At 62.5% G+C, this 22,084-nt stretch carries 19 protein-coding genes and 1 pseudogene; 10 read left to right on the top strand and 10 right to left on the bottom strand.

Annotated features, from left to right (window positions below):
• Positions 1-359: 359 nt before the first annotated feature.
• Complete coding sequence (locus BLS26_RS03235) at positions 360-896, top strand: hypothetical protein (RefSeq protein ID WP_092517557.1); 537 nt, start codon at positions 360-362, stop codon at positions 894-896.
• 755 nt (positions 897-1,651) lie between these two features.
• On the opposite strand, the gene BLS26_RS03225 is transcribed toward BLS26_RS03235, so the two are convergent.
• Positions 1,652-2,545, bottom strand: a complete 894-nt coding sequence (locus BLS26_RS03225) for a LysR family transcriptional regulator (protein WP_092508377.1) — start codon at positions 2,543-2,545, stop codon at positions 1,652-1,654.
• 103 nt (positions 2,546-2,648) lie between these two features.
• On the opposite strand from BLS26_RS03225, the gene BLS26_RS03220 reads away from it, so the two are divergent.
• The 4 genes from BLS26_RS03220 (at position 2,649) to BLS26_RS03205 (ending at position 6,682) form a co-directional block, all read left to right on the top strand.
• Positions 2,649-3,533 carry an SDR family oxidoreductase gene (locus BLS26_RS03220; RefSeq protein WP_092508375.1) on the top strand — a complete coding sequence of 295 codons (885 nt, stop codon included), beginning with the start codon at positions 2,649-2,651 and terminating at the stop codon, positions 3,531-3,533.
• Entirely contained in the window at positions 3,530-4,192 is a 663-nt protein-coding gene (locus tag BLS26_RS03215) for an NAD(P)-dependent oxidoreductase (RefSeq protein WP_092508373.1), read from the top strand. The genes BLS26_RS03220 and BLS26_RS03215 overlap by 4 nt, the downstream gene beginning before the upstream one ends.
• Before the next feature lie 242 nt (positions 4,193-4,434).
• Positions 4,435-5,640, top strand: a complete 1,206-nt coding sequence (locus BLS26_RS03210) for an FAD-dependent monooxygenase (protein WP_092517556.1) — start codon at positions 4,435-4,437, stop codon at positions 5,638-5,640.
• A gap of 70 nt (positions 5,641-5,710) precedes the next feature.
• The gene (locus BLS26_RS03205; RefSeq protein ID WP_157676268.1) at positions 5,711-6,682 is read left to right on the top strand and encodes a tripartite tricarboxylate transporter substrate binding protein; all 972 of its coding nucleotides are present in this window, start codon (positions 5,711-5,713) and stop codon (positions 6,680-6,682) included.
• An 82-nt stretch (positions 6,683-6,764) separates the two neighbouring features.
• Here the strand turns inward: BLS26_RS03205 and BLS26_RS03200 are convergent, their stop codons facing one another.
• The 5 genes and pseudogenes from BLS26_RS03200 to BLS26_RS36465 all read right to left on the bottom strand — a co-directional run bounded on the left by BLS26_RS03200 (position 6,765) and on the right by BLS26_RS36465 (position 12,978).
• Positions 6,765-9,470 carry a PAS domain-containing hybrid sensor histidine kinase/response regulator gene (locus BLS26_RS03200; protein WP_244541825.1) on the bottom strand — a complete coding sequence of 902 codons (2,706 nt, stop codon included), beginning with the start codon at positions 9,468-9,470 and terminating at the stop codon, positions 6,765-6,767.
• An 84-nt stretch (positions 9,471-9,554) separates the two neighbouring features.
• Positions 9,555-9,917, bottom strand: a pseudogene (locus tag BLS26_RS37135) (PAS domain S-box protein); the annotation flags it as partial.
• Positions 9,918-10,371: 454 nt separating this feature from the next.
• Positions 10,372-12,204, bottom strand: a complete 1,833-nt coding sequence (locus BLS26_RS03190; protein ID WP_092508369.1) for an alkaline phosphatase family protein — start codon at positions 12,202-12,204, stop codon at positions 10,372-10,374.
• 94 nt (positions 12,205-12,298) lie between these two features.
• Complete coding sequence (locus tag BLS26_RS03185) at positions 12,299-12,535, bottom strand: hypothetical protein (RefSeq protein WP_092508367.1); 237 nt, start codon at positions 12,533-12,535, stop codon at positions 12,299-12,301.
• Positions 12,535-12,978 carry a hypothetical protein gene (locus BLS26_RS36465; protein ID WP_197681306.1) on the bottom strand — a complete coding sequence of 148 codons (444 nt, stop codon included), beginning with the start codon at positions 12,976-12,978 and terminating at the stop codon, positions 12,535-12,537. The genes BLS26_RS03185 and BLS26_RS36465 overlap by 1 nt, the downstream gene beginning before the upstream one ends.
• A 78-nt stretch (positions 12,979-13,056) precedes the next feature.
• Between BLS26_RS36465 and BLS26_RS03175 the strand changes: the two genes are divergently transcribed.
• Positions 13,057-13,458 (top strand): MerR family transcriptional regulator, encoded by a 402-nt coding sequence (locus tag BLS26_RS03175; protein ID WP_092508366.1) that lies wholly within the window; start codon positions 13,057-13,059, stop codon positions 13,456-13,458.
• Between the two features lie 129 nt (positions 13,459-13,587).
• Here BLS26_RS03175 and BLS26_RS03170 read toward each other — a convergent pair whose 3' ends face one another.
• Positions 13,588-13,824 (bottom strand): hypothetical protein, encoded by a 237-nt coding sequence (locus BLS26_RS03170; protein WP_092508364.1) that lies wholly within the window; start codon positions 13,822-13,824, stop codon positions 13,588-13,590.
• 198 nt (positions 13,825-14,022) lie between these two features.
• On the opposite strand from BLS26_RS03170, the gene BLS26_RS03165 reads away from it, so the two are divergent.
• From BLS26_RS03165 to BLS26_RS03155, 3 genes are all read left to right on the top strand, one after another.
• A complete protein-coding gene (locus BLS26_RS03165) occupies positions 14,023-14,655 on the top strand; it encodes a hypothetical protein (RefSeq protein ID WP_157676267.1) in 633 nt (210 codons plus the stop codon).
• A 243-nt stretch (positions 14,656-14,898) separates the two neighbouring features.
• Entirely contained in the window at positions 14,899-17,586 is a 2,688-nt protein-coding gene (locus tag BLS26_RS03160) for an EAL domain-containing protein (RefSeq protein ID WP_092508360.1), read from the top strand.
• A 66-nt stretch (positions 17,587-17,652) separates the two neighbouring features.
• Entirely contained in the window at positions 17,653-17,958 is a 306-nt protein-coding gene (locus BLS26_RS03155; RefSeq protein WP_092508358.1) for a septal ring lytic transglycosylase RlpA family protein, read from the top strand.
• Positions 17,959-17,981: 23 nt separating this feature from the next.
• Here the strand turns inward: BLS26_RS03155 and BLS26_RS03150 are convergent, their stop codons facing one another.
• The 3 genes from BLS26_RS03150 to BLS26_RS03140 all read right to left on the bottom strand — a co-directional run bounded on the left by BLS26_RS03150 (position 17,982) and on the right by BLS26_RS03140 (position 21,661).
• Entirely contained in the window at positions 17,982-20,444 is a 2,463-nt protein-coding gene (locus BLS26_RS03150) for a PAS domain-containing sensor histidine kinase (protein ID WP_092517555.1), read from the bottom strand.
• 72 nt (positions 20,445-20,516) lie between these two features.
• Complete coding sequence (locus BLS26_RS03145) at positions 20,517-21,275, bottom strand: thermonuclease family protein (RefSeq protein WP_092508356.1); 759 nt, start codon at positions 21,273-21,275, stop codon at positions 20,517-20,519.
• A gap of 95 nt (positions 21,276-21,370) precedes the next feature.
• On the bottom strand, positions 21,371-21,661 hold the full coding sequence (locus tag BLS26_RS03140) for a hypothetical protein (protein ID WP_092508354.1): 291 nt from the start codon (positions 21,659-21,661) through the stop codon (positions 21,371-21,373).
• Positions 21,662-21,781: 120 nt separating this feature from the next.
• Between BLS26_RS03140 and BLS26_RS03135 the strand changes: the two genes are divergently transcribed.
• On the top strand, positions 21,782-21,991 hold the full coding sequence (locus BLS26_RS03135; RefSeq protein WP_092508352.1) for a hypothetical protein: 210 nt from the start codon (positions 21,782-21,784) through the stop codon (positions 21,989-21,991).
• Positions 21,992-22,084 lie beyond the last annotated feature (93 nt).

Raw genomic sequence — 22,084 nt, 5'->3', positions numbered from 1 at the left:
TATGTGAACCCGTTCACGTAAAAGGTGAGATCCTTCTCCGTGAGTGGGAACTCCTAGCATCTTCTTGTCGTCCGCGCCCCTGCGACGAAAACAACACATCGGGAATAAAAGCCCTCTCTGCCCCGATATTGCCTTTTATAACCCGCATCACGCCGGGCCGGATTGCCGGCTCGAACCGTGACCGAGTTCACAGCGACTAATTGGCAACCTTCTAAAAATCTCGGAATGCAAGTTTCGAATCGTTAACCACTCGTTTACGCCCGCGTGGAAATGCTGGGATCTGAAAAAGAAATTGAGAAGTGCAAACTATGTCCGCCTCCAGTGCCAAAGCTACCGATAAGGCCACTGAAACGTCCGGTATGCTTCAACCGTCTTGCCGCAAGACCGCAGCCCGCGCGCTCTCCATCGTCCGCGATGGCGTGATCACCGGCGAAGGCCCGACCACCAAGGGCCGCATCCATTTTTCCCGCACGCTCGATGCCGACGACGCCGCCTGGTGCGCACGCATCCTGACCGTGATCGAGGTCGAGCATCAGCCGGTGAGCCGCGCCGAAGTCGAGGCGCTGTTTGAAATCTCCGACGCTGCCGCCGAGCGCAGCGACGATGGCCGGTTCGACGATCTGCTCGCCAAGGCGGTCGCCCATCACACCGCGTCCGAGTCCGGCCTGCCGGTGCCGCCGCGCACGGTGGCGCTCTCGCCCGACACCGATATCGAGAGCTGGGCGCCCGCACAGGCCAACAAGATCGACACCAAGGTGCTGGAATGGCTGGCCGGCCAGATGCGCGGCAAGCGCCGCGCCAACCACACGCTGGCCGCGATGGTCGCGACCGTGGTCGGCGCCGCGGCGCTGCCGCTGGCGCAGTTGCCGAGCGTGCTCGATATGGGATTGCTGTAAGTCAGGTATCCTGATCTTTCGGATTTCGAAACGGCGGGGCATTCCCCGCCGTTTTTGTTTTTGCGGTCGATTTGACGGCGCTGCGCCAAAATTTCCGTCATACCCCGCGCATGCGGGGTATCCAGTACGCCGCGGCTTGTCAGTTCAATCATTGCGGCCTCTGGAATACTGGGTTGCCCGGTCCCGGCTACGCCAAGGCTTCGCCGAGGCTCTCTGGTGGTGGCACGCCGAAGCTTTAGCGAAGGCGGCAAGCCGGGCGATGACAACTGAGTATGGATCCGCATTCTCGCGGCGCGACGCGCCCGAAGGTTTGCATTTCGTTTGCCCCCTTGAAGAGAAGAGGGCGCAGGGAAGACCGGGTGCGCGCCGCACCCGCGGTCTCATGTGCGATATGCATCAAAAAATGCTGCACATGAGCATACAGGTTTGGCGGAAGCCTCCGGCCTTCCCTGCGCAACGGCTTTACGGCTTATACGAGTTCGCCCCGGTGACCGGCTTTCATGCCACCGTCATCCCCGAGAAGCGTTTGCTTCTCGATGACTTGACGCCAGCACCGGGGCGTCAGGCCCACACGACTTCGCCGTACGCTAGCGGCCACACTCGTCTTTGCGGCCTTCGCGTCCATCGCATCCCATCCCGCGTCTGTGACGATCGCGAAACGCCCTCCGAGTGGAACGGGACGGCGGATGTGTACGGCTGATTCCGGGTCACGGTCAAGCAAAATTTCGGAAAATCAGAAATAAGCGATGCAGCCGTTATCCTGCGACATAGGCTGCCAATTCGTCAGGCGTTCCCATGGGAAACGCTTCCTTGAGATAATCGAGAAAAGCGGAGACGCGGGCGTTCAACAGCCGCCGCGATGGATAGAGCGCCCACAGCGCGATCTCCGGCCCGTCCACATCGCCCCAGTGTGCGAGGGTGCCGGCAGCGAGGTCGTGACTGACGAGCGACAGGGGAAGGTGTGCGGCGCCAACGCCTGCCCGAACTGCATCGCGGACCATGATGAGCGATGACAGGCGTAGGACCGGATCGACTGCGATGCGTGATTTTCCTCTCGGTAGCGTCATCTCCCAAACCGACGCCTGATCGTTTGCGCCGCGGACCACTGCTGGAACAGCGTGCTGACCCGTCGGCCGCTTCAGGTTCGTATTCGCGACGACCACCAACCGGTCGCGCAGAAAGATTCGTCCTACAAGATTTTCATCTGGATCCGGATCGACTCGGATTACCAGGTCGTAGCCTTCCTCGACCATGTCGACGGCGCGGTCTTCCGTCGTCACCTCGAGCCGAACCTCCGGATATCTGAGTGCGAACCCGGCCGCGAGCCTGCCCATCGCGGTTTGCGAAATCAGCAGCGGCGCGCTGATCCGCAATCGGCCTCGCGGCCTGTCGCCACCGGAAGCAATTGCCGCGGCGGTCTCGTCGAGTTCGGTAAGCAGCGCTCCCGTCCGTTCGTACAGTGCGCGCCCCTCTTGGGTGAGTTTGAGCGTGCGCCCGCCACGTTCGAACAGGCGCAGGTCGAGACTGCTTTCGAGTTCCGCGACGCGGCGCGACAGGGTGGCCTTGGGACGCCCGGCTGCGCGCGCGGCCCGTCCGAATCCGCCGTGCCGGGCGACGAGGTTGAAATCGGCAAGCGCCAGCAGATCCATCTGTTCCACCAGTGAGACGGTATGTCCAAATATACCGACTATTGGATCAGATGTGGATCATTAATTTCCGGTGGTGTCTTTGACCCAACCCCGGAGTGATCCCATGACCATCCTCGTTACCGGCGCCACTGGAAATGTGGGCCGTCAAGTCGTCGAACAACTCGTCAAGCGCGGCGCCAGTGTGCGCGCCCTCGTCCGCGATTCCGCGAAAGCCGAATTCCCGGCTGGCGTCAGCGTCGTGCAGGGCGACCTGCTCGACGTCGATTCGCTGCGCAACGCGTTTTCGGGCGTCTCGACACTGTTCCTGCTCAACGCCGTGGTGCCCGACGAATTCACCCAGGCGCTGATCGCGCTCAATGTGGCGCGCGAAGCCGGTGTCGAGCGGCTGGTCTATCTCTCCGTGATCCACAGCGATCGCTATCTGAACGTGCCGCACTTTGCGGGCAAGTTCGGCGTCGAACGCATGATCGAGGCGATGGGGTTCAACGCGACCATCCTGCGCCCGGCCTACTTCATGCAGAACGAATTGATGATCAAGGACGTGGTGCTCGGACACGGCGTCTATCCGATGCCGATCGGCAGCCAGGGGCTCGCCATGGTCGATGCGCGCGATATCGGCGAGGTCGCCGCCATTGAACTGGTCCGCCGCGAGAACGCCTCTGATCCCTTGCCGCTCACCCGGATCAACGTGGTCGGTCCCGACACGCTGACCGGTTCGGATGTGGTCGCCATCTGGACGAAGGTCCTCGGCCGACCGATCGTCTACGGCGGCGACGACACCGCAGCCTTCGAGAAGAGCCTGCGGCAGTTCATGCCGGGCTGGATGGCGTTCGACATGCGCCTGATGAGCGAACGCTTCCTTGATCTGGGAATGATCCCCGATGCCGGCGATGTCGCGCAGTTGAACGCGCTGCTTGGACATCCGTTGCGCTCCTATCGCGACTTCGCCACCGAGATCTCGGCCACGACCAACAGGAAGCAGCCATGAGCAATGCTGATAACTTTCGCACCACGCCAACGAAGATACTGGTTCTCGGTGCGACCGGCGGCACCGGCCGTTCGATCGTCACGCAGGCACTGGCTCGCGGCCATGACGTCGCCGCGCTGGTGCGCTCGCCTGAGAAGGCGGTCGGCCTGAAGGGAGCCACGCTGATCGTCGGAGACGCCCGCGACGAGACGGCGGTGCGCCAGGCCCTCAAGGGCCGCGACGCTGTAATCAGCGCGCTCGGCACCCCGGCCAGCCCGTTCCGCGAGGTGACTTTTCTTTCGACGGCGACGCGTGTGCTGGTAGGTGCAATGAAGGCCGAGCAAGTCTCACGTCTGGTCTGCATCACCGGCCTCGGTGCCGGCGACAGTGCCGGACACGGCGGCTTCCTGTTCGACAACGTGATTTTTCCGCTGCTCTTGCGCAAGGTGTACGCCGACAAGAACCGGCAGGAAGCGATCGTGAGGGACAGCGGACTCGACTGGACTCTGGTTCGTCCTGCGATCCTGAACGACAAGTCGGGCCGCGGCGCGATCCGGGCACTGACGGATCTGTCCAGCTTTCACGGCGGGACGATCGCGCGGGAAGACGTTGCAAGGTTCGTGCTGGAGCAATTGAGTGCAGATACGTGGCTGCGTAGCTCTCCGCTGATCACATGGTGAAGAAAGTTCCGCTTCGGCGGTCTGGAAATCCCCGCGATCAACGCCTTGCCGGGCCGCCTCGGGGTACTTCATCTGCGGCGCATGGCCGTAGTCGGGAACGCGATGAGCCTGGCGCCGGAGAAGGCTTTGCTCTCAACAACGAACATCGAGAACGAGGTCTATTGGTCCCAAAAAGTACTATGAGTCAGCCGCTCGCGCGGTAGAGTGCTGTCCGGCCATAAGAACAAGAAAGGTTGCAGCCGGTGACAAAAGCCCGAAAGCCCAAGATCATCATCGCCGGCGGCGGCATTGGTGGTTTGACGGCTGCGCTTTCTCTCATCAAGCGCGGCTTCGAGGTCGAGATCTACGAACAGGCGCGGATGCTTCAGGAGGTCGGGGCCGGCGTGCAGATCAGCGCCAACGGCATGCTGGTGTTTCACGAGCTCGGCCTAGCTCACCGCGTCATGGACGAAGCCGCGCATCCGGAGCGGCGTGAGATTCGAATGTGGAATACCGGCCAGGCCTGGACCGCGTTCGATCTCGGCACCGTGTCGGTGCAGACCTATGGTCATCCCTACGTCACGATGTTCCGGCCGGACCTGCTGGCGATTCTGTCGGATGCGGTGACGAAGGCCGCACCCGGTGCGCTTCGTCTCGGGCGCAAGGCCGTGGGATGCGAGACCGCAGGAGAGCGCGCCATCCTGCGGTTCGACGACGGCTCTACCGCGGAGGGCGACGCGCTTGTTGGCGCCGACGGAATCCATTCTGTGATCCGTGCGGGACTGCATGGCTCGGATAACGCCGAATTCACCGGTCTCGTCGCATGGCGCGGCGTCATCCCGATGCAGGATCTGCCGCCCCGCCTGGCACGTCTGGTCTCGTCGAACTGGGTCGGGCCCGGCCGTCACGTCGTGCAGTATCCCCTGCGGCGCGGAACGCTGATGAACTTCGTGGGCGTGGTCGAACGCGAAGACTGGCACGAAGAATCCTGGACCACGCCAGGTTCGCACGCCGACATGCTCGCCGACTTCGCCGGATGGCATGAAGACGTGCAGACGCTGATCGCTGCCATTCCCCAACCATACCTCTGGGCCTTGAAATTGCGCCATCCGCTTCCGTCATGGTCGGTGGGTCGCGTCACGTTGCTCGGCGACGCCTGTCATCCGACGCTGCCGTTCCTCGCGCAGGGCGCTGTCATGGCGATCGAGGACGGCTACATCCTGTCCCGCGCGCTCGAGGCGCACGGCATGGACGTTGCCAAGGCATTCCGCACTTACGAATCGGCGAGGTACGAACGTACGGCCCGCGTCGTCAACGGGTCGGCCGACAACACCAAACGCTTTCACAACCCGGCGCTGGGAGATCCCGCGACGGCGCAAGCCTATGTCGAGCGCGAGTGGGCGGAAGACCGTCTGCGGGAGCGATACGACTGGATGTACAGATACGATGCGACCGCCGTCCCCGTGTGAAGAGGTCGAGTGAATCGGTTCGCACAAAATGCGAGGACAACTCGCGCGGACAACCTGGGAGGATGCTGAAATGATCCGCCGTCGCTCGGTTCTGGCTGCCGGCGTTCTCGCCCCCTTGAGGTGGGCTGCCGCCGCCGAGACCCATTACCCCGACCGCTCCGTGACGGTTATCAATCCGTTCGCGGCGGGAGGACAGTCCGAGCCCATCGGCCGCATCGTAAATGCCCATTTCCAAAGCGTGCTGGGCCAGCCCTTCGTGATGGAAAACAGGGTCGGCGCCGGAAGCACCATCGGCGGCCAGTTCGTGGCCCGGTCGGCACCCGACGGCTACACCCTGCTGCTCGGTACGACGAGCACCTTCACGATCGCGCCATATGTGTACCGGCCGCAGCCTTACGATCCGATCAAGAACCTGGCGCCGATCATCGCATTGACGGAAGCACCGACGGTGCTGGTCGCAAGCGAGAAAAGCGGCTTTCGGAGTCTCGAGGATCTGCTTCGGGCGGCAAAAAAGGAGCCGGGGCGCGTCACTGTGGCTTCCGCCGGCATCGGCAGCTTCCCGCACGTCTTCGCAGAGGTCTTTGCATCGCTCGTCGGGGTGCAACTGACACACGTTCCCTACCGCGGCGGCGGACCGGCGATGAACGATATCCTGTCGGGGCAAGTCGACCTTTTCTTCGAAGTGATCTCGACGGCCGCGCCGCAGGTGCAGTCCAAACGCGCATTCGCACTGTTCGCGAGCGGAACCGCCCGATCCCCTCTGCTGCCGGACGTACCGACAACCTCCGAGCTTGGCTATCCCGGTCTGAACCTGACATCGTGGACCGGGCTTGCAGCATCCGCGGGAACTCCCGCTTCGATCGTCGAACTTCTGAACAGGGAGGCGAACGTCGTGATGCAGTCGGACAAGATGACGGACTTGCTGGCGCATCTCGGCATCCAGCCCGTCGGCGGTAGCCCCGCTAAAATGGCCGAGCGCATCGCGCAGGAGGCGGACCTTTACAAAGGCATCATCTCAAGCAGACAGATTTCCGTGCAGTGAGCGAATGTAACGCTTGTCGTAACCGTCGATCTGAGCCTTCAAGCCGGGTCGCACGCTCCAGAGTTTTCGGATCGAGTGCAGGCTAGTTGGCATTGGTTTCGACACCATCGAGATAAATGGACAATGCACCCACCCACTTGCGCGACGCATCCGAATCGGCGCTCTCGGCTGCCTGTTCAATGGATCTGCCGATGTCGGTAATGGTCTGGAATCCAAACATGCCGCCGGAACCCATCATCTGGTGTCCCAGACTCGTCACTGTCTCGAAGTCAACGCGATCCAGAGCATCCAGCATCACGATGACATTCTGCTTGCAGTTCCGCAGATAGGCGGGGATCCGGATTGCGGATCTGGATTTGGCGCTCAACCGGATCAGGTCTATCGAGTTGCTGTCCTCGTTCGCTAACGAAGGAGCGACCAGTGAGTTCTCCCTGATCGCCCGCAGCAGCACTTCCTGTTTGATTGGCTTCGTCAGGAAAGCCGTGCATCCTGCCGCCAAACACATTTCCCGGTCGCCCTTCAGGGCAGAGGCTGTCAGTGCAATGATCGGCGTGGGCGGCCGATGGTTCGCCTTCTCCCACGCTCGAATCGTTCGCGTCGCGGTCAGGCCATCCATGACAGGCATTTGACGGTCCATCAGGACGAGGTCGTAGCGTCCGGCTTCAAACATTTTACAGGCGATGGCCCCGGTCTCGGCGATTTGCACCCGGTATGGCGTGTCCTCCAGATAGGCGATCGTGATGATGCAATTGTCGGGAGAGTCTTCCGCCAGCAGAATTCGCAGCGCCGGCAGCGGCAGTTCGGGATCCGCTCCGACCGGATCGGCTGCCGGACGATTGTCCGAAGCGGATATTTCGAAGGGCGCCGCGAATGCAAACACGCTGCCTTTTTCGACTTCGCTTTCGACCCAGATGCGGCCGCCCATCAGCTCCACCAGGCGCCGCGAAATCGTCAGCCCCAGCCCCGAGCCACCGAACCTGCGCGTGGTCGATGAATCGGCTTGGGTGAAGCGTTCAAACACCTGGCCCAATTTCTCGCGCGCGATGCCGATGCCGGTGTCCGATACCGTGAAACGCAAGGCTGTCGGGACGGAAGGATCCGCATCCGGTGCAACCCGCAGGGTTACTTCGCCCGTTTGGGTGAACTTGATGGCGTTGCCAAGCAAATTAAGCAGCACCTGGCGAAGCCGTGTCGGGTCGCCGACCAGGTCGTTGGGCACGCCAGGCGCGATCTCGTACACCATGGCCAATCCCTTTTCGCTGGCCCGGAGCGCCACCATCTCCGTCACCTTTTCCAGCAGATCGTTCAGGGAGAAGCCGGTCCGCTCCAGCTCGAGCTGCGAGGCTTCGACCTTGGAGAGATCGAGGATGTCGTTGATGAGATTCAGCAAATTGTCGCCGGCGCGGCGAAAGATTTGTACATATTTGTCTTGCTCCGGCGAGAGCGAGGTCTTGGCCAGCAGGTCCGCGATGCCCATGATCGCATTCATCGGTGTCCGGATCTCATGACTCATGCTCGCCAGAAAATCCGATTTGGTCCGGCTCGCGCTCTCGGCGGCGGCCTTGGCCTGCTGCAATTCCGCCTCCACCCGCTTGCGCTCGGTGACATCGCGGGCCGCGGCGAAGACGCCCTGCAGCGTCCGGTTCCGGTCGTAAAAGGTGGTCGCATTGTAGGACACCACCGTCTGCTTGCCGTCCCGGGCTCGCGCCGTCAGCTCGTAGTCCGTGACCGACTTCTCACTTAGCACGCGCTTGATTGCAGCCTCGGCCCGCTCCGGATCGGTGAAATAACCCTTGAACGGCGCGCCAATCAACTCGTCGCGCGTACATCCGGTCAGCGCCTCCATCTGCTTGTTGACGTCGGTGATGATGCCGGACGGATCGGTGGTCATGATCGCGTCGATGTTGGATTCGATCAGTGAGCGAGTGTAGAATTGCTGGTCACGCAGGCGTTGATCTGACTTCTTTTGCTCTTCTTCGACCAGCTTGCGTGCGGTGTTGTCGGTGCCAATGAGCAGATAGCCGATGATAACATCCTGCGCGTCGCGCAGCGCCGTGACCGACACCACCGCCGGGAATCGGCTTCCATCCTTACGGATATAGGTCAGTTCGTAGATGTCCTCGATCCCGCGCGAGGCCTTGAATACCAGGGCCTCGAACCCCGGCGTGATCGGGGTTGCGAGCTCGACGCTGAGCGCCTTCGCGCGCGCGATCAGTTCCTGCGGATCGGAAATGTCGGCGGGCGTGATCCTGTTCATCACGTCGGCTGCCGCGAAGCCCAGCATCCGCTCGGCGCCGACATTGAAGATCTGAATGACGCCCTTGGCGTCGGTGGCGATGCTGGAGAAGTTGGCGCTGTTGAAGATGGCGCTCTGCAGAGCTCCCGCCTTGAGTTCGGTTCCGATCAGGAGGTAACCGATGATGACGTCTTTGGCGTCGCGCAGCGCTGTAACGGACACCACCGCCGGGAACCGACTGCCATCCTTGCGGATGTAGGTCAGCTCGTAGATGTCCTCGATGCCGCGCGAGGCCTTGAACACCAGGGCCTCGAAGCCGGGCGTGATCGGGGTTCCGAGTTCGACACTGAGCGCCTTGGCGCGGGCGATCAGTTCCCGCGGATCGGAAATGTCGGCGGGCGTGATCTTGTTCATCACCTCGGCGGCGGTATAGCCGAGCATCCGCTCGGCGCCGACGTTGAAGATCTGAATGACGCCCTTGGCGTCGGTGGCGATGCTGGAGAAGTTGGCGCTGTTGAAAATCGCGCTTTGCAGCGCCCCCGCCTGGAGCAACGCTTCTTCCGCAAGTTTGCGCGCGGTGTTGTCGGTGCCGATCAGGAGATAGCCGATGATGACGTCCTGCGCATCGCGCAGCGCCGTGACCGACACCACCGCCGGAAACCGGCTGCCATCCTTGCGGATGTAGGTCAGTTCGTAGATGTCCTCGATCCCGCGCGAGGCCTTGAACACCAGGGCTTCGAAGCCCGGCGTGATCGGGGTTCCAAGTTCGACGCTCAGCGCCTTGGCGCGCGCGATCAGCTCCTGCGGATCGGAAATATCAGCCGGCGTGATCTTGTTCATGACCTCGGCGGCGGCATAGCCGAGCATGCGCTCGGCGCCGACGTTGAAGATCTGGATGACACCCTTGGCATCGGTGGCGATGCTGGAGAAATTGGCGCTGTTGAAGATCGCGCTCTGCAGCGCGCCAATCCGCGCTGTCTCGTCGTTTCTATTGAACACGGCGTCTCCCCAGTGGCTCCCGCCCTTAGCTGATCGATTGTGCGAGAACCGCGACTATCGATGCTCTTCTTCGCGGGCAATACGGCCAAGGGAGCCGCTCCGAGCCCTATCCGGGCTAAGGCATATTCGCGCCGGGGCGAAAAGTTCCGGCAGTTTTGTAATTTTTAAAGAAGAGATTCTCCCGGAAGACAGTTGATCTCGGGTTCGAAGCAAAATCGTCGCCCCCGGATGTCCGAATCAGGTCATTCCGGGGCTAACCGGAGGCAAATCCCGCCATGTCGGCTGCTCCGCCGAAAGCGGAAGCGAGGTCAACAGCGTTCGCGGTATCCCGGCCAGCCTTCGCGGCGTGATGGTATCGCCGCGGCGGGGCCTGTTTGGCGTTGGATTGCGGCGGCGGGTTATGCCGACCGTGCGGCCAACCCACCGTACGACTAGCGCTCTGTTGGGGCCGCGGTTACTTCCCCGCCGTCTTCTTGTTCTCTTCTTCCAGGCCGAGCGTGCGGCCCGGAAAACCTGCGGTGTCGAAATAGCGCTGGGTGCCGACGCGCTGGAAATTCAGCACGGTGCGCAGGCCGTTCGCCGCGGGCTTTGACTTCACAGACCCTGCATAGGCCTGCGGCGTCGCGCCGTTCGGCATCGCTTCGGTCATGACCCGGCCGGCCAGGGTGCCCTTGGGCTTTTGCATCAGGCCCAGGACCTTCGCCGCGGTGGCGCCGACATCGGCGTTGCTGACGGGGAGGGCGTCGACATAGCCCGACTTGAAGTCGGGCCCAATCGCGGCGGTGAAATTCAGCGTGTCGCCGCGGCTAAAGCTGCCATGCATGCCCTGGCCCTGGCGCAGTACCGTATCCGCCACCTGCACCGAGCAGTTGGTCGGCTCCTCGCAACCCGATGACCATGAACGGAAATTGACCACGATTGACGGCTGCGGCGTCACCGCCTTGCCGATCAGATTGAGTTGCGACATCGGCAACGTGCCGGGGAAACGTCCGAGGTCGTCGTTGACGAAAATGCCTGAGACATAGTCCTGCTCCAGCAGCGCCTTGATGGTGCGGTCCACCAGCTTGCGGTCCTTGCCGGGGATATAGACGAGATCAGATCCGCCGTTGGTCGCGATCACGACCTCGGGCTTGGTCGGATCCTTGCCAAGCACGCCGTTGCCGGCCTTAGGGTGGGCGTCGGCGGCGACTGCCGCGTTCTTGTCGTTGGGGTCGAACAGCGGCAGGTTCAGCGCCTTGGCTAGATCGATGGCGAGGAAGCCCATGGGGAGGAAATCCTTCGGCGTATCGGCATACGAAATCTTCGCCGACGGGCTGGTCCTGCTCTCCTTCGAAATCGTCGAGAAGCCGTGGTCGGAGGAGATCATGATGTTGGTCGAGGCACTGAGCCCGAGTTCGTCCAACGCCTTGCGCAACTGGGCGAGGTTGTCGTCGGCGTTCTTGATGCCGGCCATCGAGGTCGGGCCGTTGATGCCGGGCGTGATGGTGTTGAGGCTGTCGCCGGTATTGTGCTGGCTGCCGTCGGGATCGCGTGACCAGAACACCAGCACGAACGGCTTGTTGCGCGCCTTGAACATTGGCAGCACGACCTTGGCCGCGACGTCGGCCATGTAGGCCTGCTGCGCGACGTTGGCTGACGTGGTGCCCGGCGTCTTGGCGTCGCCGGCCTTGCCGTTGTCGCCGCGCGAGGGCGTCGCCAGCGGCAGATTGGCCTTGGTCAGCGCATCCTTCATTTCGTCGGAGAGGGACACGCCCGCCTTGCCGCCGGTGGAATCGTCGATCACGATCGTGGTCTTGCCGCGATCGCCATGGTCGAACTGCAGCGTCGGGCCGAGCTTGCCGATTGCGGCGGTGGAGAAGCCTTGCGCGCGGGCCATCTTCAGCAGCGTTTCCTCATTCAGATAGTCGCCGCTGAAATGCTCGTCGATGTCGCCGAGCACGGCGTCATTCTCGATGAAGGGAACGACGGTGTCGCCGGCCGGCACCGAGGTGTAGCCGGTGAAGATGGTGTTTGAGAACACGCCGGTATCGCCGAGGTAATGGCCGGTTGCCATCGCCGAGCCGTTGGCCATGGTGAAGGTCGGGAACAGCGAGTGCGAATTCTTGAAGTGGACGCCCTTGTCGCGAATCTCGGCCATCGCGGGTGCCGTCTGCGGCGTCACGATACGCCCGCGCAAGCCGTCCGGCACGAACAGGATCAGGTTGCGCGGCGCGGCGTTTTGCGCCGACGCGGCAGTTGCGGTAAGCGCGATCAGACTGGCGGACAGCAACACGGTTGTGCGGCGCATCAGGTTCTCCCCATCAGAAGCAATTGCGGCGGTCTGCCGTTGCCTCCGTTTAGTTTTGCTCTGCGACAGATTTGTTACAGGTAGCCCGGCCCGGTCAACGGGCTTTTGACGACTGGATGCGTTTCCGCGCGCGCCACCGGCCGATCGCGACGACCGACCAGATCGCCTCGACCAGGCCAAACGGCCACGCCCCCTGCATAAATCCGTAGATCGAGCCGAGTGCGCAGGCTGCAGCAAATGCGAGGATGAAATATCGGCTATGGTCCTCGGCCGCATAGCAAACCAGCATGGCCGTGACCGCGAGCAGCCCGAAAGCGGTCAGCGCATCCATCAGCGCTTGTCCGGATTCTTCTGCACGATACCTAAAGTGTTGAATGCGGTCGGCTTGAGCAAGGGCCATGATGCGGCAAGCATCATCACGATGGTCGCAAACCCCATCATCACGACCGTCGAGGTGGCCGGTCGAACACGTGCCCGGATGCTCTGATGCCCGATCCAGACCCACACGGCGGCAACCGCCGAGATCGCCAGCCATGTCACCCAGCCATGGGCGTGATCGAGAACGGTGAGGATGCCTCCGATATTGGCAAGGACGATCGCCGGCAGGGTGAACGGCAGCACGCAACACGCGGTGCAGGCGGCCGCAGTACCGGCGACGATGACGGCGGCTTTCGCTGCGCCGCTGCCCTTGGCGGGCTTGGCGGGTTTGCAACCGCAGCCGAGTTCGCCGTTGGAGGGAAGGGTGCAGGTGGGCGACGAGTGCGTAACGTCCATGTGAAGCTCCGAGGGTTGTTCTCCGGGAGCTCAGCGGATACGCCCTCAAGCCACTTGAGGTTCAAGGGGAAAAAGCCGATGCGCATAGGAATCCTGGCCGATATGGCCGGCACGACCGTCCCGACCATTCGCTACTATGAGCAGATCGGCTTGCTGCGGCCGGCGGCACGGCAAGGCGGAGGACAACGCACCTATGACCGGGAAGACGTCCGCCGCCTCGCATTCGTCCGGCGCTGCCGCGCGTTCGGCTTCTCGATCGACGAGGTGCGCACGCTGCTATCGCTGACCGGCGATCGCAGCGCCTTGTGTACCGACGCGCGCGATCTCGCCGAGCGTCATCTGGAGACGGTGCGATCGAAGCTGGTCGAGCTTCGCGTGCTCGAAACCTCGATTGCATCACTGGTGTCCAACTGCAACTCTACCTGCGTCGGCGGCGCCGCCACGGATTGCAGCATATTCGCTGACATCAATCAGGAATAAATCGTTCATTCGGCGCAGTGAAGCAGAAATCCGGGCCACGGGCGCTATGTTTGACGCGTTTTCTTGACGCGAACCGGATCCCCCCAGGATCAGGTCCGGGGCAGGTTTTTGCTTGAAAACGCTATGCAGCTATTTCCCGGCATCCGATTCAAGGCACTGAATCAGAAAGGCGGTGCGTTCGCGCGCGATTACCTTTTCTGTATCCGCCTTGTGCGCGCATTCCTGCTGCTTGATCTGTTCGGCGCGGCGCTTCTCCGCCGCCTCCCGGTATTCCGGAGCAACCTTGCTCGGATCGACCAGTCTCTGCGCCGATGATGGCGAAGCGATCGCTATCAAAACCAATACTGCTGCCAAAAAATGCTTCATGAAAAAGCTCCAGCGGTGAAATACGGAACCTCAGAATGCTTCAGCTCGCTAAAGCACGAAGCATACCAAAAACCCGGTCTTGCCGATACCGCGTGACCGCATCCGGACGGTTGTTCCGTCACCTACACCTTCAAGGTGTGGCGTGGCCTGAAATATCTCTCAGGTAGTAAAACGGCCCGGTACGCATAAATACCGGCTTTGCCCGGTACCCGCGTAAGCAAACGTTTAGGGGCGGCCTATAGAGTAGCTGGGATCACTTCCTGCATTAACCCCTGGTTAGTCATGCGCTTGCTGCCGATGAAAGAGCCGGACAAGGCCTGGCGCTCGATCAAGAGCCAGTGGAAGAAGGACGCTGAAGCCGTCGGGGAGGACTATTCCACTCTCGCGATGGGTAGCTACGCCGTCATCGATGGCCTGACCAAGGACGATAAAAACCCGAGCCTGTTCTGCCTTTCCGAAGGCGACCGGTCGCATGCGGTCTGCCAGGTCAGCCGCATCATGATGAGCAAGTATCCCGCCCCGACGCTGCGCGCGCGCTTCACCACGCTGTCGCCGGTCTACGAACTCGGGATCGCCGACCTTGCCCAATACGCCCAGATCATGGTCGCGTTGTTCTCCGGCATCGTTTGGCTGTCGCGGGATTCGCTTTCGGGAAGCCACATCCGGTTCTTCCTGAAGAGTCCGGGCGACGCCCAGTTTTTTGCCGCCCTGCGGGTCGAATCCGCGCTGTCGCCGTTCTCGAAATTCACCATCGACGGCTCCCTGATCGAATGCACCATGAGGGAAACGGAGAGCGCTGAAGACGACGAGATGGCGAAGGCAATGGCCTGATTGCCGGCTCTTGTTTGGCGCGTTTTCTATCGCGGATAAGTCTGCGCAATCTGCGTAAACTTGATTGCTGTGCGAACCGGCATCCACCCACGGATCAAGTCCGAGGGCAGGCTTCGCTGGAAAACGCTTTGGCCTTTTAACCTCGCGATAACTCACTTTGCTAACGCCCCCTTGGGTGGTGTTCCCTTACAACAAGCTCCTGTGGGGCCAGCGAAAATGCTGGACAGTTCAACTCGGGGCGTCATGACGGGAAGCTTGCGGGGATCGATCGGCGGCACGCTGTCCCGGTTCAGGTTCGGCGCGATTCAATGGCTCGTCCTGTGCGGCGCAGCCCTGGTGATCGCGATTGCGCTCGGCACCGCCTACTTCGCCACGCAGTTCCGCCAGCGCGCCCTCGAGGTCGCCGAGCGCGAACAGAACAACACGGCGCTGCTGCTGTCGCGCCATTTCGACCAGCAGCTCACCGATCTCGAGCACGTCCACAACGAGGTCATCGCCTATATGCAGGCGAGTGCCGGCGAGACCGCGGACGAATTCGAAAGCTCGATGTCGACGTTGGCAGCGCATGAAATGCTGCGCACCAAGCTAGAGGCGCTGCCGAAGCCCGGCGGCATGCATCTTTACAATGCGGCGGGAAAACTGATCAACGCGACCGAGGTCTGGCCGGTGCCGGACGTCTCGATCGCGGACCGGCAATACTTCAAGGACTTCGTCTCGGGGAAACCGACGCCGGATGTGATCGTCGAGCCCGTGACCAGCAAGGTGACGGGGCTCTGGACCACGGTGTTCGCACGCAAGATCGTCAACCGCCGCGGCGAGATTGTCGGTTTCGCCAGCCGGGCGCTGAGGCCTTCGCATTTCGAGGACTTCGTCGCGTCGCTGGCGCTGGGCCCCGACAACGGAATTTCGGTCATCCACCGCGACGGCACCATCATCGCGCGTTACCCGCACAACGAACAATATGTCGGCCGCAATGTCTCGGGGATGGCGCAGTTTCGCCATGCCATGGCGCTCAACGGCAACATTTCGGGGCGGTTCACGAGCAGCCTCGGCGAAGACCTGATCGGCTCCGTTAGGCTGCTGACGCATTACCCGATCGTCATCGTCGCGACAGCCGACTCGTCGACTGCGCTGGCCGATTGGCGGGCGCAGACCAAGCTGCAGTTTTTCGCTGCGGTACTGGCCGTGGTCGTCGTCGTTTTCATGATCTTCCTGATCGTGCGCCAGCTGCGGCGGCAGCATGCCGCCGCGCAGCACAAGCTGTCGGAAAAGAGTCAGCATCTCGACATCGCCATCAACAACATGACGCAGGGGTTACTGCTGTTCGACAACACCGGTCGTCTGGTGATCTGCAACCAGCAATATATCGACATGTTCGGCGTCTCGCCGGACATCGTCAAACCCGGCTGCCATCTGCGTGACATCATCCTGCACCGCCAGCAGCAAGGCACTTTTGTCGGCGACGTCGACAGCTATTGCGCCAACTTCCTCGATCCCAAGGCCGGCATCAACGAAACCGTCACCTCGACACCCGACGGGCGCACGATTCGGCTGATCTACAAGCGGTCGCCGGACGGCGGCTGGGCCACGACGCTGGAAGACGTCACCGAAAACCGGCGCGTCCAGGCCAAGATCGAGCATCTCGCCCATTACGATCCGCTGACCAACCTGCCGAACCGGACGCTGTTCCAGCGCCATGCGGAGAGGTTGCTGCTGGAGACCGAGAGCGTCCAGTTCGCGATCCTCTATATCGACATCGACGAGTTCAAGGCGATCAATGATTCACTGGGCCATCTGATCGGGGACGAATTCCTCAAGGGCGTCGCGGAGCGGCTGCGCCAATCGGTCGGGCCGGGCGACTTCATCGCGCGCCTCGGCGGCGACGAGTTCGCGATCCTTCAGTACGGCGTCGCTGATGACCGCGACGTCAGCGCGCTGGTCGAGCGCATCTATCAGGCGCTGCGAACGCCGTTCGACTGCAACGGCCACCAGCTTGCCAGCGATGCCTCGATCGGCGTCGCGATTGCACCGCGTCATGGCACCGACCTGTTCGGGCTGCTGAAGAGCGCCGACCTGGCGATGTATGCCGCAAAAGCCGCCGGCCGCAGGACCTATCGCTTCTTCGACCCGGCGATGGAAGCCGAGGCCAACCATCGCCGCGAGATCGAACGCGATTTGCGCAAGGCGCTGGCGGAAGACGAGTTTGAAATCCACTACCAGCCGCTGGTCGATCTGAAGAACGACGAGGTCACCGGCTGCGAGGCGCTGTTGCGCTGGCGGCACCCGGTACGCGGCATGGTCTCGCCGGTCGACTTCATTCCGGTCGCCGAGGAAACCGGCCTGATCGAGGACATCGGGCAGTGGGTGCTGCGCACCGCCTGCGCCGAAGCCGTCACCTGGCCCGCCCATGTCCGGATCGCCGTCAACGTCTCGCCGATCCAGTTCAAGTCGGAAACGCTGTCGCTGAAGGTCGCGGCTGCGCTTGCGGAAACTGGGCTCGACCCGCGCCGGCTCGAACTCGAGATCACCGAAGCGGTGCTGATCGCCGACGACGACGCCGCGCTGGCGGCGCTGAACCAGCTCCGTGCGCTCGGGGTCAAGATTGCGCTCGACGATTTCGGAACCGGCTATTCCTCGCTGCAATATCTGCAGCGCTTCCCGTTCGACAAGATCAAGATCGACCGCAGCTTCGTCAAGGAAGTGGTTCGCAATTCCTCGTCGGCCTCGATCATTCGCGCGGTGGTCTCAATCGCCGCCGACCGCGACATGATCACGACCGCGGAGGGCGTCGAGACCCTGCAGCAGCGCGAAACCGTCCAGAATCTCGGCTGCACCCAGATGCAGGGATATCTGTTCAGCGCCGCACGCCCGGCGCATGAAATCCGTGGGCTGCTGGCGGCAAGTGCCGCGGCGGTCGAGAACGCGGCATGAGGGCCTTAATTTTTGGAACTCTCGTGAGAGTAATGCGTTCGCCTGCACGGGGCCGACCGATGCAGGATGGATATGCATATAGCGATTGTGTTGGCCGGCGCCCTGCTGCTACTGGGCAGTTCTGTCGCGCGTGCGGAGAGCGGGAAGGCCTCCTATTATCACGGTGTAGGCAAGAGCGGTGAAATGACCTGCGCCCATCGCAGCCGGCCGTTCGGCAGCATGATCCGGGTATCTTATCGCAATCACAGCATTCAATGCCGCGTCAACGACCGCGGGCCGTTCGTTCGCGGCCGCATCATCGATGTCTCCATCACCGCAGCGCGGGCGCTGGGGATGATGCAAGCCGGTGTTGTCGCGGTTTCAATCGAATAGCTGCAGGGATTGCCGGCCGATTACTAGGCGCTATCAGGCTTTTGCGCCGAAATCGCTTTGCGTAGAATCCGCGAGAGCAACTCCACCGAATAGGGTTTCTGGATCAGCTCGAAGCCGCGGTGGGCATTTTCTGCCAGCACGTTGCTGTAGCCGGAGGTCAGCACCACCGGCAGGCCGGGGTAGCGGTCGCGGATGATGCCGGCGAGTTCGACGCCGTTCATGCCGGGCATGATGACGTCGGAGAACACCAGATCGGCGGAGAATTCGTCGGCGGCCAGCATGGCAAGTGCCGCGCTGGCGTCGGCGACGCGGCGGACGGTATAACCGAGATCCTCCAATAGCTCCATTGAGAAGCGCCCGACGTCGTCATTGTCTTCTACGACAAGCACGCGATAGCCGCGCCCGCGAATGGCGGGCTCGCTGCCGGCGACCGTGCCTTCGGTTGCATCCGCCGGCTTCTCGGCTTGCGGCAGATAGATCGTGAAGGTCGCACCCTGGCCGGGCGGGCTCGTCACCTCGATGTCGCCGTCGGACTGTTTGGCGAAACCGAAGGCCTGGCTGAGGCCGAGGCCGGTGCCCTTGCCGACGTCCTTGGTGGTGAAGAACGGTTCGAAGATAGCCTCGAGCTGCTCGGCGGCGATGCCGGTGCCGGTGTCGGTCATGGCGATGGCGACGAAGTCGCCGCTGCGGGCGGACTGGGCGCGGAGCGGGGGGATGGCGCGCACCTTGCGGACACCGATCGTGAGCTGACCTTCGCCGTCCATGGCATCGCGGGCATTGACGGCGAGGTTGATCAGGGCGGTCTCGAACTGCGCGATGTCGGCGATGGCAAAGCAATTGCCGTCTGTCAGCTCGACCTCGATCTTGATCCGGCCGCCGACCAGGGGACGAATGAGCTGCACTACGGCCTCGACCTGATTGCCGACATTGAAGACCTGCGGCTTGAGCGGCTGGCGGCGGGCAAACGCCAGCAACTGCGCGGTCAGCTTGGAGGCCCGTTCCACGGTCTCGGAAATCGCGTCGACATAGCGCCGGCGACGTTCCTCCGGCAGTTCGCGGCGGCGCAGGAAGTCGGTCGCCGAGCGAATGATGGTCAGAAGATTGTTGAAATCGTGTGCCACGCCCCCGGTCAACTGGCCGACCGCCTCCATCTTCTGCGACTGGCGCAGCACTTCCTCGGCCTTGCGGCGGTCGGTGATGTCGACGGCCTCCGGCACCGCGCCGATGATCGCGCCGCGACGGTCGCGCATCGGCCGCATCGCGAAGTCGAAATAGCGTTCGCCGATCGGCAGGTTAAGCCGCATCTCGGTCCGGATCTCTTCGCCCCTCATCACGGTGAAGAAAGCGTCACGGACAATGTCGCGCATGCCGTCGGTCTCCGAAAACCATGGCGTGGTCCAGAACGGCGTGCCGATCACGTCGATGGCGTTGGCGCTGATACCGTTGAGCGACGTCCGGTTGGCGTAAAGCAGGTCGCCGTCGGAATTGAGCAGCCCCTGATACTGATGGCTGGTCTCGAAGATCGCGCGCATCTGCGCTTCGTTGGATTCGAGCTGGGCGGTTCGCTCCGCGATCCGCTGCTCGAGGGTTTCGTTCAGCCGGCGCAAATCGCTTTCGGCCTCCTTCGATGCGGTGATGTCGTGGGCGACGCCGATGAAGCCGATATGCCCGCCGGTCGGATCCCAGCGCGGCTGGGATTCCGATCGCAGCCAGCGCCATTCGCCGTGGGCATTCCTGTAGCGGGCCTCCAGCACGAACGGCTTCAGCGAGGCCTCGCCCGCAACCGATTCCTGCAGGATGCGGGGCAGGTCGTCCGGATGCAGCACCTTGCGCCAGTCGAACTTGATCGCCTGCTCGAACGGCAATCCGAGGAAATCGAGGTAGGCCTGGTTGGCGAACGACCGCGTGCGGTCAAGCTTGGTGACCCAGACCGGGACCGGGGTGCTGTTGGCGATCAGCCGGAAGCGCTCTTCGCTTTCTCGCAACGTGGCCTGCGCCAGCATTTGGGCTGTGACGTCGAGGTCGGCCCCGATCAGGCGCTGCGCGCGGCCGTCGGGGGCGCGCTCGATCCGGGCAACCACGCGGATCCATCTGGTCTCGCCGTCATCGGGCCGGATGATGCGGTATTCGTCCGAATAGTCCGCGCTCGCGCTCCGCAGCACGCCGAACAGGTGTTTGATCGTCCGCTCGCGATCATCGGGGTGGATTCGGCCGACCCAATCCCCATAGGTCTCGTTCTCGGCCTCCGGCGGCAGCCCGTGAACCAGAAGATATTCGGGGGAACGGCGGTTCCTGACGCCGTCGCGGAAGTCGATTTCGAGGCCGCCGACGCGCGCGATGCGCTGGATCCGCGCCAGCTCGGCTTCGCGTTCCTGCAGCGCGCCATGCGCCCGGTCGCGTTCGCGCGCAATCTCCTCCAGATGCTGCCGTAGCCGTTCGGCAGCTTCAACTTCGGGCAGGACGTTGGAAGGTTCGGAACGGGGCATACGCGGCGGCAACCTCTGCCGGCACTCTCACACGACAAGCGGCAAATTTGCGAGTCTCATTTAGTCATTTGGTCATTTGCTCTTGTTGGGCGAGCGGCAATTGTAGGCCTTGCGGAATCCGGCGCCAGCTGCGTCCTCCTCGGAACAAAACCAGCGATCCGGTCGGGTGGTGCCGGGATAACTCGGGCAGGCCTGCAGATGATAGATGCCGAGATTGCCGGTGACGCGGGCGCGAACGGCATATTTGCCCTTGATGTTGCAGCCCGGCGGCTGCGCGAGTTCCTCGGGGAACAAGGCTTCGCGGATTTCGCGGTCGCGGTCGGTGGGGCATGAACCGCCGAGCAGGGCGCCGTCCTTGCGGCCGACGCGAAATTCGTGCGGCGCGACGAAGCAGCCCTTCCACAGACCCTGCTTGTCGTCTCTGGCACGGGCTTCGTCCTCCTTGAAACGTCCCGTCGCCGAGGATTCGACATTCAGGGCAAAACCCTGGCCGACCAGCAGCTGGCCGAGCGCGGTGGTCTCGCCCTCGACCTTGCAGACGCCAAGATGCCGCTTCCTGTACGTGGGGTCCGCGCCCAGGTCGTCGCAGTGCACCGACCGGCCGCCGATCAGCTTGGTCAGTTGATCGCGCGCCTCGATGCCGCAGGTCCAGCTATCGGCATGGTCGTCGATGCAGAGCTGGTCGACGGCGGGCACTTCGACGCCATCGAGGCGGTAGGTCACGTTGCCGAGCTGCAGCGTGCCGCCATCGCGGACGGTCGGGGAGGCGGCTTGGCTTGCGAAGGGGAGTGCCGAGAGCAGCAGGGCTACGAGGAGAATTCGGGACCGCATGGTCTCACTTCAAATGGAGGTTCGAGGGGCGCGCACGTTCGTCTAGCACGACACCATAACGGGGATAACCGCGTTCGTTGCAAGGATGGTGGCTGCTAGATGAAAAGTATGGAAAGCACGTCCCACAGCATGACGATGGCGTCGCCGATCCAGGGTAAGAAATACCCGAACCAGCCAAACGCCGCAGCAATGATGGCTGAAGGCATCCATCCAAGCGTTGGTCCCCAGTGATCGAAACTGACAGCGAAGACGGCATATGCGACCACGAACGCGTGGAAGGCGACGATCAGCCCGGAACCCAACCGCCGCCGGCCTTCCTTTTCATTCACAGCGTCGTCCGGGGCGCTATCCTTGGTGGTTTTCCCGATGGTCTCATTGAGGCGCATGGATCGGAGCTCCCTGATGATTAGTCAGGGAAATCGCGCGACGGTTAGGACACTATTGATTGACTTCATAAGAACAAAGAGAGAACATCGGTCATTCCCGCCCCACAATGGAATACCGCGATGCCGTCTTCTTCAGAGCCGAGCGCCCAGCCGGATGACGGGCTGGAGGTTGCGGTCGATCAGGCCATTTCGGCCTGCGGTGGCGACCTGCGGGCGGCTATCCGTGCGCTGATCGTGGCCAATGATTATCTGGAGACCGAGGTCGGCGAGCTGATGAAGGCGGTCAGCCACGCCTATGCGCGCGGCCGGTTTAACAGCTATTCCGGCTGAAATAGCGCCTTGGCGCAACGGGCGCCTTTGAGTGCCCAGGGGCCCGGCCCGGCGGCTTGGCAGGAGAGAGTTGCCTCGGTCGATTTTTGCTGT

It is taken from the genome of Afipia sp. GAS231 (assembly GCF_900103365.1).
GTDB lineage: Bacteria > Pseudomonadota > Alphaproteobacteria > Rhizobiales > Xanthobacteraceae > Bradyrhizobium.
Note: the sequence above shows the minus strand (reverse complement) of the source record. Positions and strands in the feature narration are given on the sequence as shown.